14 protein-coding genes are annotated in these 17,853 nt (G+C 29.6%); 3 read left to right on the top strand and 11 right to left on the bottom strand.

All coding sequences use genetic code 11. The features are described from left to right. Nucleotides 1–26: 26 nt before the first annotated feature. From carA to BQ7358_RS02250, 7 genes are all read right to left on the bottom strand, one after another. Nucleotides 27–1,121 carry a glutamine-hydrolyzing carbamoyl-phosphate synthase small subunit gene (gene carA, locus BQ7358_RS02280; RefSeq protein WP_062173071.1) on the bottom strand — a complete coding sequence of 365 codons (1,095 nt, stop codon included), beginning with the start codon at nucleotides 1,119–1,121 and terminating at the stop codon, nucleotides 27–29. Nucleotides 1,122–1,273: 152 nt separating this feature from the next. Further along, on the bottom strand, nucleotides 1,274–2,563 hold the full coding sequence (locus BQ7358_RS02275; protein ID WP_062173070.1) for a dihydroorotase: 1,290 nt from the start codon (nucleotides 2,561–2,563) through the stop codon (nucleotides 1,274–1,276). A 16-nt stretch (nucleotides 2,564–2,579) separates the two neighbouring features. Continuing rightward, nucleotides 2,580–3,461 carry an aspartate carbamoyltransferase catalytic subunit gene (locus tag BQ7358_RS02270; protein WP_062173069.1) on the bottom strand — a complete coding sequence of 294 codons (882 nt, stop codon included), beginning with the start codon at nucleotides 3,459–3,461 and terminating at the stop codon, nucleotides 2,580–2,582. A 175-nt stretch (nucleotides 3,462–3,636) separates the two neighbouring features. Beyond that, a complete protein-coding gene (gene pyrR, locus BQ7358_RS02265) occupies nucleotides 3,637–4,161 on the bottom strand; it encodes a bifunctional pyr operon transcriptional regulator/uracil phosphoribosyltransferase PyrR (protein WP_062173068.1) in 525 nt (174 codons plus the stop codon). 226 nt (nucleotides 4,162–4,387) lie between these two features. Beyond that, nucleotides 4,388–5,485, bottom strand: coding sequence for an MGDG synthase family glycosyltransferase (locus tag BQ7358_RS02260; protein WP_062173067.1), 1,098 nt, complete (start codon nucleotides 5,483–5,485; stop codon nucleotides 4,388–4,390). Beyond that, nucleotides 5,485–6,111, bottom strand: a complete 627-nt coding sequence (locus BQ7358_RS02255; RefSeq protein ID WP_062173066.1) for a phosphatase PAP2 family protein — start codon at nucleotides 6,109–6,111, stop codon at nucleotides 5,485–5,487. Before BQ7358_RS02255 ends, BQ7358_RS02260 begins: the two co-directional genes overlap by 1 nt. A gap of 84 nt (nucleotides 6,112–6,195) precedes the next feature. Further along, nucleotides 6,196–7,128 carry a dihydroorotate oxidase gene (locus BQ7358_RS02250; protein ID WP_062173065.1) on the bottom strand — a complete coding sequence of 311 codons (933 nt, stop codon included), beginning with the start codon at nucleotides 7,126–7,128 and terminating at the stop codon, nucleotides 6,196–6,198. Nucleotides 7,129–7,313: 185 nt separating this feature from the next. Here BQ7358_RS02250 and BQ7358_RS02245 point away from each other — a divergent pair, with 185 nt between their 5' ends. The 3 genes from BQ7358_RS02245 (at nucleotide 7,314) to BQ7358_RS08910 (ending at nucleotide 9,849) form a co-directional block, all read left to right on the top strand. Continuing rightward, the gene (locus tag BQ7358_RS02245; protein ID WP_072520170.1) at nucleotides 7,314–8,297 is read left to right on the top strand and encodes a DDE-type integrase/transposase/recombinase; all 984 of its coding nucleotides are present in this window, start codon (nucleotides 7,314–7,316) and stop codon (nucleotides 8,295–8,297) included. Nucleotides 8,298–8,447: 150 nt separating this feature from the next. Next, entirely contained in the window at nucleotides 8,448–9,272 is an 825-nt protein-coding gene (locus BQ7358_RS08915; RefSeq protein WP_062172723.1) for an ISL3 family transposase, read from the top strand. Beyond that, nucleotides 9,241–9,849 carry a transposase gene (locus tag BQ7358_RS08910; RefSeq protein WP_234971554.1) on the top strand — a complete coding sequence of 203 codons (609 nt, stop codon included), beginning with the start codon at nucleotides 9,241–9,243 and terminating at the stop codon, nucleotides 9,847–9,849. The genes BQ7358_RS08915 and BQ7358_RS08910 overlap by 32 nt, the downstream gene beginning before the upstream one ends. 410 nt (nucleotides 9,850–10,259) lie before the next feature. Here the strand turns inward: BQ7358_RS08910 and BQ7358_RS02235 are convergent, their stop codons facing one another. From BQ7358_RS02235 to BQ7358_RS02220, 4 genes are all read right to left on the bottom strand, one after another. Then, nucleotides 10,260–11,978 (bottom strand): ABC transporter ATP-binding protein, encoded by a 1,719-nt coding sequence (locus tag BQ7358_RS02235; RefSeq protein WP_174222371.1) that lies wholly within the window; start codon nucleotides 11,976–11,978, stop codon nucleotides 10,260–10,262. Continuing rightward, nucleotides 11,968–13,716, bottom strand: a complete 1,749-nt coding sequence (locus BQ7358_RS02230) for an ABC transporter ATP-binding protein (RefSeq protein WP_062173062.1) — start codon at nucleotides 13,714–13,716, stop codon at nucleotides 11,968–11,970. The genes BQ7358_RS02235 and BQ7358_RS02230 overlap by 11 nt, the downstream gene beginning before the upstream one ends. 231 nt (nucleotides 13,717–13,947) lie before the next feature. Beyond that, complete coding sequence (locus BQ7358_RS02225; RefSeq protein ID WP_062173061.1) at nucleotides 13,948–16,917, bottom strand: MMPL family transporter; 2,970 nt, start codon at nucleotides 16,915–16,917, stop codon at nucleotides 13,948–13,950. A 138-nt stretch (nucleotides 16,918–17,055) separates the two neighbouring features. Further along, nucleotides 17,056–17,622 (bottom strand): TetR/AcrR family transcriptional regulator, encoded by a 567-nt coding sequence (locus tag BQ7358_RS02220; protein WP_062173060.1) that lies wholly within the window; start codon nucleotides 17,620–17,622, stop codon nucleotides 17,056–17,058. Nucleotides 17,623–17,853: the final 231 nt, after the last annotated feature.

Genomic DNA, 17,853 nt, shown 5'->3' with positions numbered 1-17,853 from the left:
TTCTCCTTGTATCATCTTTTCTCTTGCTATTTCTTTTTAGTCGCTTTATATTTACTCATATTTTCTATAAATTGATCAAATAGATAGTTTGGATCATGTGGCCCTGGTGATGCCTCCGGGTGATATTGTACCGAAAATACCGGATAATATCTATGTCTTACACCTTCACAAGTTTTATCATTAACTGACAGATGCGTTAATTCCAAGTCGGTACTCTCCAAAGATTTTATATCCACACTATATCCGTGATTTTGCGATGTTATATCAACTTTTCCGGTTAGTAAATTCTTTACCGGATGATTAGCTCCACGATGACCAAATTTTAATTTATAAGTTTTTGCACCACCTGCAAGAGAGATTAACTGATGTCCCATACAAATTCCAAATATCGGTAATTTATCCATTATCTCTTTTATCATTGCGATTGTTTCCGGGACATCTTCCGGATCTCCCGGCCCATTACTCAGCATAACTCCATCCGGATTTAAACGTAATAATTCTTTAGCTGAAATATTATAAGGTACAACTACAATATCACACCCACGTGCATTTAACTCACGTAAAATACCTGATTTCATGCCTAAATCCACTAAGACTACTCTATATCCTTTTCCGGATGATTGATAAGCACGTTGGATTGACACTTGAGAAATTTGATCCGTTGGAAGATTTGAACTTCGTAACTTTTTAAGCACTTTATCACTGTCTACACAAAGGTCGGTAATTACACCCTTTATTGTTCCGTGTTCTCTTATTTTTCTCGTTAAACTGCGGGTATCAATTCCTGAAATTCCCGGAATTTTCAAATCTTTTAATACATCATGAAGAGTATACTCCGTTCTAAAATTTGATGGTTTTTTACAAACTTCTCTTACTATTAATCCCTTAATACTTGGTGTTATTGTTTCAAAATCATCTCTGTTAATTCCGTAATTCCCTATTAGAGGATAGGTAAATGTTACTATTTGCCCATTATATGAGGGATCCGATAATGTTTCCTGATACCCTGTCATTCCGGTGTTAAAAACGACTTCTCCTACTGTTTCTATATCGGCACCAAAACCGTAACCCTTATATACCGTACCATCTTCCAAAATTAGCTGCTTATTATAACTGTACATAACTTTTCTCTCTTTCATTAATTTTTTGCAAAATTTATTTCAACATTTAATAATGATAAAGTATTCTACTTAACTTATATATGGTGTGTAAATACCATATCTTAATTTAAAAATTTTTCTATATATATTGAACTTTTATTGTATTTTTACCACTATAGATATTTTATATCAAACACTTCTTCATCTTTATATGCTATTTGTCCTTCACTTAATGTTAATACAGGTATTCCATAAATTTCTTCATCTACATAAGGAGTATTGCGTCCTTTTGATAAAAAATTATCCGGATTAATTGTTAAACTTTTTTCTAAATCAATCACTACTAAATCGGCATACCCATTTTCTTCCAATGTACCGAAAGGTAAGTCAAAAATATCTGCAACACGTTTTGTCATAACTTCTACTAAAAAATCTAATGAGAAAATTCCTGTTTTTACAAATTTTGTATATAACTGACTAAATGCTGTTTCACTACCGACAATACCAAATGCCGCTTTTTGCATTGGTAACTCTTTTTCATAAGTTGCATGCGGTGCATGATCTGTTGCTATTATATCAATAGTACCATCTAGCAGCCCAGCTATTAACGCTTTTCTATCCTCGCGTGAACGTAGCGGTGGGTTCATCTTCCATATACCGTTATTATCCGGAATATCCATTTCATCACTAATCAAATGATGTGGGCATACTTCACACGTTACTTTTATGCCGGCTTTTTTCGCCTCTCTTACTATTCTTACGGATTCTTTTGTTGATACGTGACACACATGATAGTGACAACCGCTTGCTTCTGCCAACAACACATCACGAGCTATTTGAACTGATTCACATATTGACGGTATCCCCGGCAGACCAAGTTCACGACTACGACGACCGCAGTGCATACAACCTCCTCGTATTAACGAATTATCTTCGCAATGTGCTACGATTGCTTTTCCTAATTCAGCTGCTACTTTCATTGATTCATACATCATATTTGCATTCTGTACCCCACGACCATCATCACTAAATGCAAAAACATATTTTGCCAACTCTTTAAATTCTGCATATTCTCTACCTTGTTCTCCTTTAGTTATTGCACCGTAAGGAATAGCACGAATGACTGAATCTCTTTCAATAATATCTAATTGTAATTTTAAATTTTCATAATTATCCGGTACAGGATCCAAATTAGGCATCGGCATAACCGTTGTAAAACCACCACGAGCCGCTGCACGAGAAGCATGATAAATATTTTCTTTATATTCAAATCCCGGTTCTCTCCAATGTACATGGACATCTATAAATCCGGGAGAAACAAATTTCCCTTCTAAATCAAGCACTCTATCTACCTTTTCCTCAATGTTTTCAGTTATCTTTAAGATTTTCTTACCGTCAACTAAAATATCTTTTTTCACTAATATTCCATTTTCTAATATTTGACCATTTTTTAGTAGTAACATACTGTACTCCTTTTTATTATAAATTATTGTCTTTAATTATTTTTTCTATCATTGCCTGACGCATAAACATACCATTTTTCATCTGTTCAAAAATAACTGATTTTGAGGATTCAACCAACTCATCAGCAATCTCCATATCACGATTCACCGGTGCCGGATGCATAATAATTGCTGTATCCTTCAAGTGCTTATACCGTTCAAGAGTTAGACCATAATTTTTGTGATATTCCTCTTTTGTTAAACTCATATGTTCACTATGTCTTTCATGCTGTACACGTAATAACATACAAATATCCACTTTTTCAATTATTTCATCAAAATCTACAACTTTTCCAAGTGTTTCATCTTTAAAACACTCCGGGCAAACAAAACTAGCCTTTGCGCCAAGGCGTGTTAACATATTGTAATTACTGCGTGCAACACGAGAATTTTTAATATCTCCGGCAATAATAATATTTAAATCGCTAAATTTACCGAATCTTTCGTATATAGTCATTAAATCGAGTAAACACTGGCTTGGATGTTCACCACTACCATCTCCTCCGTTAAGTATCGGTATATTTAAACTTTTTAGTTCTTTATAATATTTCTCTTTGTTATGTCTTATCACCAACATATTACAACCTATCATCTCAAGAGTTTTGCATGTATCGTAGAATGTTTCTCCCTTATTAACTGATGATGTTGTTATATCAAAATTAATAACATTAAGTCGATGTTTATGCTCAGCTACTTCAAAACTATGTTTTGTTCTTGTTGAATTTTCAAAGAATAAATTTGCAACATATAAATCTTCACGCGGTGCTACTTTTTTACCACTTTTTAATTCTAATGCACGTTTAACAAGAGAATATACTTCCTCATTTGTTAAATCTGACATTGATACTATATTTTTCATTGCTACCTCCAGTTCAATATTTATGAATAAAATAAAATACCTTAAAGTACGGGCTTCAAGGTATTTTGGTTATAGTATTTCTTATTTTATAAATATATATTTTTATCAATAAAAAATATATATTCTTACCAATCCCTTGCTAGCCTCTCCGGGCTATCTTAAAAAGATTTTTTATCTATATTAGTAATATTTCTTCACTATTGTCCACTTCATTTAAAAGCACTTTGACATTTTCTTTTTTTGAAGTTGGAATATTTTTTCCGATATAATCTGCACGTATCGGCAATTCTCTATGTCCACGATCTACTAATATCGCAAGTCTTATCGCTTGCGGTCGACTAACGTCCATAATTGCATCAATCGCTGCACGAACTGTTCGTCCGGTATACAGTACATCATCAACTATAATTACAGTTTTTTCATTCAAATTCATTTTAAACTTAGGTGTCTTTATTTCCGGGTCTTGTGATTGTTTTTCCAAATCATCACGATAAAATTTAATGTCCAATACCTCCACCGGAACATTGAAGTTTTCTATTATCTTAATTTTTTCTTTTAAACGTTTAGCCAAATAAACACCACGTGTTTTTATACCGACAAGAACGACATCATTAATATCATTACGTTCTAAAATTTCGTTTGCTATACGTGTTATCATTCGTGCTATCATCGTTTCGTCAAATAGTACTCTTTTTTTCATCTCTCACCTCATAAAAAATATCCTACTCATATGAGCAGGACAACAATATACTATACACCCGGATTAATTAAATGTGGTTATTTTAATCACGTATCTTTGCTGACCTCTCCGGATCACATTAAAGATTATTATTCAAATTATCGTTAGTATATACCATAATATTCTTATTGTCAAATAATATGGCAAGCAAAAATAATCTTTCTATACATCTATAATATTTTAAAATTTATACTTTAATTATTTTTACTATATCTTCACAGATTTTTTCCGTTGCATTTGGTAGATAATTTTGTGCCATATTCTTTTTTATCTCTATTAACTGTTGTTTGTTTTCTAATAATTTACTTATTATATCGACTAGTTCTCTATTTGTATCCGCAATTTTTGCCATATTATTTTTTTCAAAATATAAGGCGTTCTCTTTTTCTTGTCCCGGAACAGGTTTTAATAAAACTAGCGGAATATTACTGGCTAAACTTTCTGTAATAGTTACACCGCCGGCTTTCGTCACAATTACCGTTGATGCTTGCATCCATTCTCTCATATTAGTAGTGTAACCTAAAATCTTAACATGATAGTTTTCTTTATATAATCTTTTCAATAAATTTTTTAATTTTACATTTTTTCCACAGACTATCGCCAACTGTATATTTTTATTTCTTGCCAGTATAGCATCTACTATTTTATTAAAATTTTTTAATACTCCAAATGCTCCTGCCACCAAAAGTAAGGTTTCTTTCTTAATATCTAAATTATTTTTAGCTAACCATTGTTTTTTGGATATTCGTATATCAAATTTTTCTGAAATTGGTAATCCTAAAACCTTTATATTTTTTTCCTTTACACCCGCTTCTATAAACTGTATTTTTGTATTCTCACATGGTACAAAATATTTTAAGGCATTTTCAGTCAACCAACTTTTGTGAAAATGATAATCTGTCACCACATTAACAATAGGTATTTTTTTATTTTTTAAAAGTGTTAATGCCGGCGTTGGAAATGTTGATACTATTATATCAGGTTTGAATTTCTCTATTTTACTGTATAAATAATGGTAACTGAAATATCTATAGGCAGATGTTTGTTTATTATTTTTACCCATATAGTACAAATATCCATAAACATTTCTAAAATATGAAAAACTATATAAATATAATTTTCTCAATACTGAAGTTAAGCGTGGATGAGCTTGTAAAAATAAATCACATTCATCTACTATAACCCTATCTTTATATTTTTTTTCAAACATTTCTTTTAAATTTCCCGAGACTTGTAAATGACCGTTACCAAAAGAACCTGTAATTAATAATATTCTTTTTTTCATTATTTTTCTCCGTACTTGTATAAAGGACTTTTATAAAATACCCAATAATAAAACACTACTACCGTTATCCCAAGTGCTGCTCCTGCTATCGTATCAGTGGGATAATGTACACCTAAATATATTCTTGAAAATATTATAAATATTATTCCAATTGTTGCTATAGTTAGCGTAACTTGTTTCGTTAATTGTTGATATATTTTTACAATAATTAATGCCATCGAAAAATATAGTATTGTCGCAGACACTGTATGCCCACTTGGAAAACTATATCCCGAAATCTCCGCCAATCTATGAATTTGTGGTCTGGGACGTTGGATAAAGTTTTTAATACCCATTACCAACAAGCTACATGTCAACATACTTATCGTTAAATACAATGCTTCTTGTTTATATTTCTTCAAATATAACACGATAACTATTACTGTTGTAATTATTATATTTTGAATTGTATCCGATATATTAGTTAATAATGCCAGTATTTTTGTGAGAATTGGTGTTTCTAAACTCTGCACTATTTTTATAATTTCCATATCTAATGGGACTAATATATTATTAAAACCCAACACCACTATAATAAAAATTGTTAAACTGCATACCGGTAGCAATATATATCTCTTTCCTATCATCTATTACCCCTTTAATATAAATTTTAAATTATATCTAATCATTTTATCATTAAAATATTTATTTAATTTGATTTTCTAACAATATTATTCTATTATTTTTAACTTCCCTCTAAATTGTTCTAAACTTGTATATCCTTTTTCTTTCATTATAACTTTAAGTTCTTCATTTAATCTTGTAAAAACACCTACACCTTCTTTATGTAAAGTTGTTCCAACTTGAACTAAGTCCGCTCCACACAATATATGTTCAAAGACATCTTTACCGTTAATTACTCCACCGGTTCCAATAATTCTAATATTAGGGTTTAATCTTTCTCTAAATGCTCTTACATTAGCCAATGCTGTCGGTTTAATGTACTCACCGCCAAGCCCGCCAAAACCGCCTTTTGGCTTAATTACAACTTGTTCTTTATCAATATCAATACATAATCCGTTTCCTATACTATTGACACTATTTACATAAGTTAAAGGAAATTTATTTAAAATAGTTGCCATTCCATCAAAATGTGCTATGTCAAAATACGGTGGCAGTTTCACACCAAGCGGCTTTGTAAAGAATGTGAAAACTTCACTGAGCAGTTTTTCCATCAACTCAAAATCATATGCAATTTGAGGTTTTCCGGGTATATTTGGACATGATAAATTAAATTCTGTAACTCCTTGATAATCGCTTTCCTGAATTTTATTAAGCAAATTTATATTTTCTTCATAACTCATTCCTGTTACTGATAAAAATTGTAACTGAGCACCTTGTTGTTGGCGTTCAATCACATAATTCAAATAATAATCAAGACCCTTATTTGGCAGTCCCATTGAATTAATACTACCTAATTTTGTATCATAATAGCGAGGTTTTAAATTACCCTCTCGCTCAACCTGTGTCGCCGTTTTTGTAATAAAAACTCCCGCTTGACTATTTGTAAGCTCTTCTAATTCTTCAATAGACATACAATGAACACCGGAAGCATTCATAAGCGGACTGGTTAATTCTACTCCTAAAAAATTAGTTTTTAACATTCTCTAAACCTCCTGTGTATATTAAAAACAGTTTAACATAAAAACCGAATAATAACCATTACTAATTTTTATTTATCTAAAAATATATGTAGTGTTACAATAGATGTGAGACATATAATAAAAAAAAAGAAGAGTAAATCCTGTATAATGAAGTTACACCAAATCAAAAAAAGGAATTTACTCTTATGAAAACTATTATAACAGAAAATATAGAAAAAACACAACGATATATACCTCATACTTTACAAACAAGAATAGCTGCAGTTAAAACTTATAGAAATGGTAACTCTATCCGCTTTATTTGTAGGCGCTATAAAATATCAAAAGCCTCTCTTTTGCGTTGGAATAAAAAATATGACGGTACTAAAGAGTCTCTTATAGATAAGTCTCATAGACCTCATTCCATTCACCCTAACGCCCATACAGTTGAAGAATTGTCTTGGATTAAAAATCTTATTAAACGTAATCCTAATATTTCTATGATTGAATTATATGCTAAACTTAAATTCAACAAAGGTTATAAAAGACATCCTTGTTCTTTATTTAGAGTGCTTAGAAAATTAGGCTTTTATAAAGATACTAAGAAAAAAGTAATTCCTTATAAACCTAAACCTTATGACACACCTACTGAAATTGGTAAAAAATGGCAACTTGATGTGAAATATGTTCCTAAACGTTGTTATGTAGGAGAAATTCCTGATAAATTTTATCAATATACTATTATTGATGAAGCTACTAGGGAAAGATTTATTTTCCCTTTTAAAGAACAATCATCATATTCTACTGTTCAATTTGTTAAAATGGCTATTGATTATTTTGGGTATAAACCCAAGATAATTCAAACTGATAATGGTTTTGAATTTACGCATTTTAAAGATACTAAACGAATACACCCTTTTGATGTATTGTGTAATAATCTTGGCATTAAACATCAACTTATTAGACCTAGAACTCCTAGACATAACGGTAAGGTTGAACGTAGTCATAGAAATGATAATGAACGTTTTTACAGGCATTTATCTTTCTTTTCGTATGATGATCTTATATCTCAGATGAAAAAGTATCTATATCGCTCTAACCGTCTTCCTATGCAGACTTTAAATTGGCTTTCTCCTGTTGAAAAAAGAAAAGAGCTACGGAAAGAGTCTATAAAAATATGCCGGCTTTAATTCCTTGTTAGATAATAGATTTCACGGTTGTATAATAAATACGGGGCATGAAAAAAAATCCATACCTCGTATTGTTTTTTAATATACAAAAAGACAAATATCCAATATAATTAAAGTGCAAAAAAAATAAACTATGAAAGGATATCTGTCATGAATAATTTTAACACAAAAACAAAAGAAATAAAAGAGGGAGAATTCATTAAAAACCTACTACAAATAAAAGATAAAAATATAACTATTGAGAAAACACATAACGAAACTATAAAAAATAATCAAAAGTACTTTGTATTCAAAGGTACCTTAACATATAAACCCAAGAAGTGTGAATGCTGTGGTTGTCTTAATAAAGGTTATACTGTAGTTAAAAACGGCTTTAATGAACTTACTAGAATTAATCTATTAAAAATATCAGGTATCCCTGCTTATTTGGAACTAAGAAAGCAACGTTTCAAGTGTAAAACTTGTAATAAAAAATTTGTAGCTACTACTTCTTTTGTAGATAAATACTGTAGTATTTCTAAAAATGTTAAGTTTTCTATAATGAGTGATTTAGCTGATACTTTATCTTTTAAACAAATAGCCAAAATGAATAATGTATCGGTTAATACTGTTATAAGAACTCTTTATAAATGTAAATCCCATGTAGACATTCTTAACTATAATACCTTACCTGAGTATTTATGCTTTGATGAGTTAAAGTTTACTAAAGATAGTAAAAATGGTATGAGTTTTATTTTTTTAGATGCTTTAACTCATGAGATTATTGATATAGTTGATGGTAGAACTGAGTATATTTTAAATAATTATTTTTCCAGATTTTCTAAAGAGGCTAGAAGTAATGTTAAGGCTATTTGTATTGATATTTATACTCCTTATATGAAGTTGATTAGAAATAAGTTTCCTAATGCTGAAATTGTTATAGATAGGTTTCATATTATTCAAAATGTTAATAGAGAACTTTATTCAAAATGTTAATAGAGAACTTAATAGAACTAGAGTTAAGCTAATGAATATTTACAAAAAACAAAAAGGTATTAATTATACTCTTTTAAAAAATAATTGGAAGTTAATATTAGAAGATGAAAGTAATGTTACTCATGGTAGGTTTTTCTTTAATAGGAGTTTTAGGAGTTTAGTTACTAGACGTGATATTTTAGATTATTTATTAGGATTAGATTGTATATTTAAGGCTAGCTATGAGAGAGTTCAGGATATTAGATATGCAATAAGGTATAGAAATGAGTTGGAGTTTAAAGAATTAATTGAAAAATCTACTATCGATTTATCTGATGGTGTTAGTAAGGCTATTAATACTATGAGAAAACATAAAGAGTATATGCTTAATAGTGTTAGGTATTCTATTTCTAATGGTTCTTTGGAGGGTATTAATAATAAGATAAAGGTTTTAAAGAGAGTTTCTTATGGTTATAATAGCTTTTATAACTTTAGATTACGCATTTTAGTTGTTTCTAGGTTATTTGTTTCTGAGTATAAAAATAATATTTCTTTTAAGGGCGTTTTGAAAAATGCCAAGCAACACTGCATTGCTTAGCATTTTATCCTTATTTTTTCTCATGCCCCGTATTTGACACAGAGCCGATTTCACAACTTATTTGTCAAGGACAAGGGCTACGCCTTTTTCAAATCCTTGACAAATAAGTTTTAGAAATCTGAAATGTTCTCTAAGGAATTAAAGCTGGCAAATCTAATCAAATAATGTAATTTACGTCGGGGGCTTCATACGGTTTACATAGAAGCTAGCTTCTATGTAATTCTATTATATCCGGTATTTATTTTTTACTTTTTTTGTCTCACATCATTTACAAATGTACACTAATTTTTATTTATCTAAAAATATATTTTAAAAACTCTGCTCTCAACTCATTTATAAATTTTTATAAACTTCAAATATTATAAAAATGAAGTCTAATAACATTTTTAGACTTCATTTTTATTTATCTTTTAATAAGTAAATTGCTCTACCGCATGTGCTTTATCAACTAACTTTTTATAAATAGTTGAGTTGTCCAATAAATATTTATGTGTTCCTTGACATTCTACAACACCATCATCAAGAACAACTATTTTATCAGCATTTTCTATTGATTTTAATCTATGAGAAATAACTAACACTGTTTTATTAACAGTCAGTTTATTTAAACTTTCTTGAATTTTTTTCTCAGTTTCTACATCAAGTGCCGCTGTAATTTCATCTAAAATAATTATCGGTGCATTTTTTAAAAATGCACGTGCTATTGATAAACGTTGACGTTCTCCACCTGATAGGGTAGCACCGTTTTCTCCAATAATGGTATCATAACCGTCCGGTAATTTATCTATAAAATCACAATATGCCAATTTGGCAGCCTCTTTTACTTCTTCATCCGTTGCATCCTTACGTCCGATACGAATATTCTCCAATATCGAAGTGTTAAATAATACAACATCTTGAAAGACTATTGAAATATATTTGAATAGTGAATCTGTCGCTATATCTTTAATATCATGGTTATCTATTGTTATGCTCCCCTTATCGTAATCATATAATCGTGATACTAATTTTAAAACGCTGGTTTTCCCACAACCTGATACACCTACTAAAGCTGTAACTTCATTTTGTTTAGCTACAAAGCTTACATCTTTTAGAACCTTACTATTTTTATCATATGCAAACTCTACATTTTTTAATTCTATATCAAAATTATTAAATTCTACATTTTTTCCTTCTTGTAAAGGAAATTCTTTTATTTCTTTTATTCTTTTTATTCTTGAGTCAAGATAAAATATTTCTGTAGTATTAGCACTTAAACCATCTACTGCTTCTTTTATTTTTGTAGCGGCAAAAATATAACCTAGTAGGTATAAAAGATTTATACTTCCATTTGCGTATAATATAGTTCCTACAACTATTACCCCTGCTAAAGATAATTGAGATATTATCCACGATAAAAGCATAGGTACAAATAAAACTACTTCTGCTTTTAAATGTATTTTTTCACTTTCTTCCATTTTTTTATCTAAACTTCTTCTAATTTTTTCAGATAATCCGAAACTTTTTATATCTTGTTGTAACTCAATCGCTTCTTGGAAACTTTCTGAGTTTGCTCTTAATTTATCATAATGCTTCTTATTGGCAGAAAGTTGTAGTTTTTTTGAAATTACTATAAACATATAACTTACAGCAACCGATATAATAACGGTAAGCCCGAGCCAAACATTTCCAAGTAATAACAATATTGATATAATAGGGAAAAATATGAAAAATCCTATCGCTTTAGCCATAGCATGACTCATAGCGTGTTCTATTGCCTCAACGTCTTTCATTACAGTTTGACTTATGTCAGATAAATCGTGTTTTGAAAAATATGACAGAGGTAACTTACTAATTGTTGTTGCTATATCTATTCGTAAATTTTCACTCTCTCTATACGTAGCATTAAACAGAGAATCATACTCTTTGTCTAATAATATATACATAACTATTAGAACTACTATAGATATACCTAAATACTCATATTTATTTTTAATATGATCCAACAACAATCCATCTATAAAATACATTAATAATATTGCCGGGAACATATTTATAAAATATACTAAAAATGAGTATGTGCTGGCTCTCATTAAATCCTCGGCTCCTTGATCGGTTAATGCAAATAAATTTTTAATCCTATTTTTCATGACTAACCCTCCATTCATTTGCCTGTCCATAAACTCTTTGAAACTCTTTATATGAACTATCTATAGACATTAATTCTTTATCAGAACCTCGTTCGATAATTTTTCCATTATCAACTACAAGTATTTCATCTACATTTCTTATACTTGATAAACGATGAGCAATCATTATCACCGTTTTATCTTTAATAAGATTTGCAAAAGCTCTTTGTAATTCATACTCATTATCAGGATCCACCGCTGCACTTGCCTCATCCATGATTATTATTTTTGCATCTTTTAAAATAGCTCTGGCAATTGCTATTCTTTGTTTTTCTCCGCCTGATAGATATACTCCCTTAGTTCCGATTATAGTATTTTCTCTATCTTTAAATTTATCTAAAATAGTATCGCATCCTGCAAGATGAAGAGCCTCCATAACTTCTTCATATGTTGCATCATCTCTTCCTAATTTTACATTTTCATAAATACTATTTTTAAATAGTTTTACACTTTGAAATACAAAAGAAATATTTTTAATAAGTGCTTCTTCTTTATATGATTCTATATTTTCACCACCAATTTTTACAGCTCCTGAACTAATTTTGTAAAAACCGGAAATAAGTTTAGCTATAGTTGACTTACCGCTTCCTGAAGAACCTACAAAAGCATAACTTTTATTCTCTTCAAGTTTAAAACTTAAATTATTCAAAATAAGTTTTTCATTATAGCCAAAATTAACATTTTCAAATTCTATATCAAAGTTTTTAAATTCTTCTTTATCACCAAAACTTAATTTATTGCTTTGCATTTCATTAAAAATATTTTCTAATTTTTCTACTACAGAAGTTCCTAAATATGCGTACATCGAAACATACATTATTCCCATAATAGATACAAATAAAACTCCACTTAAAAACAGTATCATTATTAATTCAACAGTTAATTGTCGTGGGTCACTCATGTCAATAAAAAATATAACAATTGGTATTATTATAGCTATAAAACCATAAAAGAACAGTTGAAACCCGACATACCCTCTCTTACAACTCATAGAATAATCAAGAGCATATTTTGAATAATCTTTTATGGCATTATGCAAGGCTTTAAATGATAAAACATTAATACCGAAAATTTTTATTACCTGTATACCCCTTACATACTCAACGGTTTCACTACTAAGTCTTTCTAAAGATTTTTGGTAAATATCCATAAAGTTCTTTTCACCCATCATAAGTGATAATGCTAAACCACTAACTAAGCATAAAACCACCAGTGATACTCCTACTTTCCAGTTCACTATAAACCCTAATATTAAAATTAAAATCGGCGTTAATATCGCACGTGCATTGTCCGGGATTAAATGCGCCACTATCATGTGAGTCTGTTCTGCATTATCATCAATAATTTTTCTTGTTTTTCCTGAACTATGGGTATCAAAAAAACTGAAACTTGCATTTGATAATCCATTTATTCCATATTTTCTAAGATTTGTTTCTAATCTGAATCCTAAAACATGAGTTATTATCCCTGAAATTCCATATAATATCGAACTACCAACCAAAAAGCCTACTATAACAAACGCATAGTATTTAGAATCGGATATATTATTATCAATGACTAATTTATTTAGAAATTCATTAAAATAATAATATGCACTTATAGTTGAAATAACAGAAAATATAGAAAACAATATCCCTAGATAAACTAAATAACGTTCTTTTGGTACATAATATAATATTTTTTTATAAACGTTTAGCATAAATTTCCTCCTTATTTTTTATGGTAAAACTACCACTATTTTATTTTTTATATATTAAGCAATTTTATAAAAAATTTATATTACCATTGTATCACTACAGCTATTAATTGGCAATAATAATTACTATCAATTAATAAATTCTTAAATCTAATAAATTGTATAGGAGCAACTTAATAAAACCCATTTCTTATGAAATCACGATTTTAAGTCACTCCTTTTTAAATTATTATATCATTTTTTAGTTACAATATTTTTACCATAACTCAATTTAACAACTGCCGACATAATAATCGGCAACACAACTGCAAGTATAGCCAGACCTACTATTACACCAAGTGCCACATGAATAAGTGTAGTAATACCTGATGGATAAAGTGCTGCGAATGTCCCACCAAGAATAATAGCAGCTGAAATAACAACACCTCCAATTGTTCCTGAAGCATGATAAATAGCTTCTTTAGGTGTTAGATGAGCTAAATTTATATTTTCTTTATAACGCATCGCTAAAAATATACTATAATCCACTCCTAATGCTATTAGCATAATGAAGATAAAGAATGGTGCATTCCACGCTAAATGTTCTTTTCCTAATATTAATTTAGATAACAACTCCGCTATACTTAATGAAGCAAAATAAGTTCCGATTAATGTTCCCACTATCGCAATAGGTTGAACGATTGAACGGGTAATAGCTATAAGCATAACGGCAATACCAATTAACATAATTGTTGCCGAACGGGTAAAATCCTTATTGGTTAAGTTTTCTAAATCATTTATTTGTGATGTTTGTCCTCCGATAGCTATTTTTGCATCTTTCAATGATGTTCCCGCTGTAATAGTTTTTAACTCACCGTCTAAACTGTTGATTACTTTAGCTGAATCTAAGGTGCTTGGCTTATCTTTTAACACTACGGTTAATTTTGTTACTTTTTTATCTTTTGACAAATATTGATCAAAACTACGATTAAGTTGTCCTGAATTTAATACCGAATTAGGAACATAAAATGTATTTCCGACAAATGATTCTCCTAATTCTTTTAAATAACTGTTGGCATCTGTTATACCTGTATCAATTGTTGACAGTCCTGTATTAGCTTTAGATAATCCGTTTGTTAGTTGGTTCACACTGCCACCCATTTGTTGCAATGCGTTATTTAATTGGTTTGTTCCATCGCTTATTTGCTTACTTCCTGTTTGAATTTTATTCATTTCACTAAGAAGTGTATCCCCTCCTGCTCTTATTTTAGTTATCGGTTCATTCAAGGTTTTTGTTTGTTGAACAAGTGCTGTTACTTCACCAGTTAATTCCTTACTTTGTGCTTTCAATGTAGTCAACTGCTCTGTTATTTGTGATAAAGTTGTTACTTTTTCTTCTAATTTTGTTAATCTCGGATCATTTATATTAGCATTGATTTTATCAATTAATAATGACAATTTAGCTAATTTATTACTAATTACCTCCCCTTTAATTCCCAAACTGTCTATTTTTTTTGATAAATCTGATAAATGCTGCATTTGTTCCCCCAGCATTGCTATTTTTGGACTGGTTATTATACTTTCTATATTATTATTAAATGTATCAACCCCATTAACATATGTACCTAATCCTGAATTAAACTTAACTGTTCCGTCTGCTAATTTATTAGCACCATCTGCTAATTTATTTACCTGTCCTAATTTCCCGGTAACATCTTGATCTTCTATTTTAGTTTTAGCTGTACTCAACCCACTATTAATTTTTTTAATACCGTCTTGAGCCTCCCCAACTCTTTGCAACAAGGTGTTAAATTGATCTTTCAAATATAAAGCATCAATTTTTTCACCTGTAGGCTCCGTTACAGAAAGCACTTTATCTACTTCATTTTTATTTTTTAAATATGTCGTAATTTTGTTTATTTCACTTAAATCTTCTTTGTTAGTAAGTTCTCTATCTGTTCCTATATATATTGATACTGGAGCAATCATTCCTTTGGAAAAATGTTTTTCTACAACTGTATATCCTTGTTTGGCAAAGTTAGTTTCCGGTAATTCATCCGCATCATTATAATTTAATGTACGACTTGATAACTGCATTAAAAACGGTATTATCAATACTAGCATTACCCCTAACATTACTACAGGTTTTTTTAATGTTATACCTGACAATAATGACCATAATTTACTCTCCTTATGACCGGCGGCTTTTCGATTTGGAAGAAACATTTTTTCACCAAGTACGGTCATAAAAAACATATTAAGTGTTAATAAATTAAGCAATAACACCGCTATACCAATAGCTACGCTAACCGCAGATTGATAAATAATAAAATCTGCCAATCCCAATACGGCAAAACCTATAAATACGGACGAGCCACTGTATATAATTGTTTTCCCCGCTGTTCTTAGTGCTATCTTAGCCGCTTGTATTTTTCCTATACCGCTTGTTAACTCTTCTTTAAATTTTGTATACAATAAGATGTTATAATCCGTTCCAATACCGAGTAACACAACAGCTAAAAATACCTGCGTAAAATTAGACAACGGCAATTCATAATGCCATGCTAAATTCATAGTTATATTTAACGATACGATTAACGAAATTCCAACTGTAATCAATGACAGAAGTGGTGCAACCCATGAACGAAAAACAATAATTAACACTGCTAAAATAAACACGATTGAAATAATTTCTGTTTTCTTTATACCTTTTTGTGTTTCATTAGCAAATTCATGTGTTAAAACATCACTACCTGTTACATATGTATTTAGACCTTCTGTTTTTAATTCCGTATTAATATTTTCACTCATTTCTCTTACTTTATCCTTATCAACCGAAATAAGTGCTAATTCTGTCGTTTTATCTTCACTTAAAAGTTGTTTTTCAGCTTCTTTACTATCTGCGGCACTCGTTATACCCTTAATAGAATAATCATCTTTTTTATCCTTTAAACGATTTAAAATTTCGACAATATTTTTACGATTATCATCCGTTAATCCGCCATCACGATTAAAGACGGCAATCACTTGACTGGTATTTTGATTGTTATTATATTCAATTGACAACTTATTAGCTACCTGACTTTGTAAGTTTTCAGGTAATTTAATCTGCCCTTTTTCTCTGACAACTTTTGAAATACTTGGCATTGTCAGTAAAGAAATAATCAGTATACCTAACCACACTATTAATATTGATGTATATTTATTTTTTAATATCTTTCTCATTACTATTTATCTTTATTATCCTTTCAAAATAATTCCTACATTTTCTTCATTAATAAATAATTTATTTTTGTTGGAAATAAAAAATTTTCACCCGCAATGAACAATCATTCATTTTATTGAAAAATTTTTTGCGGTTATTTAATTTCTAACCGCATGCCAACAACTTTCCCTTAATTCCAACAATATATCTTCCGATAAATCAAGCATATTATTATGTTGCAAACAAATCGCCATCTCTATCGGTGCATAAACAAGTGCGATATACGCATTGTTAGGTAAATTTTTAACAATTCCCTGTTGTTTAAAATTTTCCAAATCTTTAAAAATAAACTCAAAAAAATTTGTTAAACAATTATTACTTTCTTTTGTTAAATAATATGAATACGAGTTATCATTAATAAATAAAAATGCTCTGTTGTTCTCTTTACAAAATTCGTATAATTTATCAAAAATATAATAAAACTTTTCTTTTGCTGTATATCCCGCAGGATAATCTTTCATTATAAAACGACTTAATTTATTTACTGTTTCCTGAAAGAGTTCATTTATCAAACTCTCCTTACTTTCAAAATAACGATAAATTGTCCCAACGCTAACTCCTGCCGCTTTCGCTATAGGTGGAATTGCTGTTCCGTCGTACCCTTTATGTAAAAACATTTCCAATGCAGCTCGAAGTATTCGCTCACGTTTATCATTTTTCTCCATCAAATTCACCTACCATTTTTACTAATTTAAAAAACTTAGCTTCAAAATGAATAATCATTCATTTTTACTAGTATATCATGTGTTATATATATTGTAAAGAGAAAATCGTAGAATTTTTTTTCTTAATCAATTTTATTAAAGTATAAAATAATGTATATTTCTCATTTAATATTTCATAATTAATAAATATCACCTTGTTTAAAAAATTAATCATTGTATCGGTTTATTTTT

The sequence above is a fragment of the Gemella massiliensis genome, from assembly GCF_900120125.1.
In the GTDB taxonomy this organism is placed as follows: Bacteria; Bacillota; Bacilli; order Staphylococcales; family Gemellaceae; genus Gemella; species Gemella massiliensis.
The sequence above is the reverse complement of the archived record's forward strand: the minus strand, read 5'-3'. Positions and strand labels throughout refer to the sequence as shown.

Bases quoted from the DNA above. Each gene is read 5' to 3' on its own strand.
- carA (WP_062173071.1), bottom strand. From the start codon at position 1,121: ATGTACAGTTATAATAAGCAGCTAATTTTGGAAGATGGTACGGTATAT.
- BQ7358_RS02275 (WP_062173070.1), bottom strand. From the start codon at position 2,563: ATGTTACTACTAAAAAATGGTCAAATATTAGAAAATGGAATATTAGTG.
- BQ7358_RS02270 (WP_062173069.1), bottom strand. From the start codon at position 3,461: ATGAAAAATATAGTATCAATGTCAGATTTAACAAATGAGGAAGTATAT.
- pyrR (WP_062173068.1), bottom strand. From the start codon at position 4,161: ATGAAAAAAAGAGTACTATTTGACGAAACGATGATAGCACGAATGATA.
- BQ7358_RS02260 (WP_062173067.1), bottom strand. From the start codon at position 5,485: ATGAAAAAAAGAATATTATTAATTACAGGTTCTTTTGGTAACGGTCAT.
- BQ7358_RS02255 (WP_062173066.1), bottom strand. From the start codon at position 6,111: ATGATAGGAAAGAGATATATATTGCTACCGGTATGCAGTTTAACAATT.
- BQ7358_RS02250 (WP_062173065.1), bottom strand. From the start codon at position 7,128: ATGTTAAAAACTAATTTTTTAGGAGTAGAATTAACCAGTCCGCTTATG.
- BQ7358_RS02245 (WP_072520170.1), top strand. From the start codon at position 7,314: ATGAAAACTATTATAACAGAAAATATAGAAAAAACACAACGATATATA.
- BQ7358_RS08915 (WP_062172723.1), top strand. From the start codon at position 8,448: ATGAATAATTTTAACACAAAAACAAAAGAAATAAAAGAGGGAGAATTC.
- BQ7358_RS08910 (WP_234971554.1), top strand. From the start codon at position 9,241: ATGTTAATAGAGAACTTTATTCAAAATGTTAATAGAGAACTTAATAGA.
- BQ7358_RS02235 (WP_174222371.1), bottom strand. From the start codon at position 11,978: ATGAAAAATAGGATTAAAAATTTATTTGCATTAACCGATCAAGGAGCC.
- BQ7358_RS02230 (WP_062173062.1), bottom strand. From the start codon at position 13,716: ATGCTAAACGTTTATAAAAAAATATTATATTATGTACCAAAAGAACGT.
- BQ7358_RS02225 (WP_062173061.1), bottom strand. From the start codon at position 16,917: ATGAGAAAGATATTAAAAAATAAATATACATCAATATTAATAGTGTGG.
- BQ7358_RS02220 (WP_062173060.1), bottom strand. From the start codon at position 17,622: ATGGAGAAAAATGATAAACGTGAGCGAATACTTCGAGCTGCATTGGAA.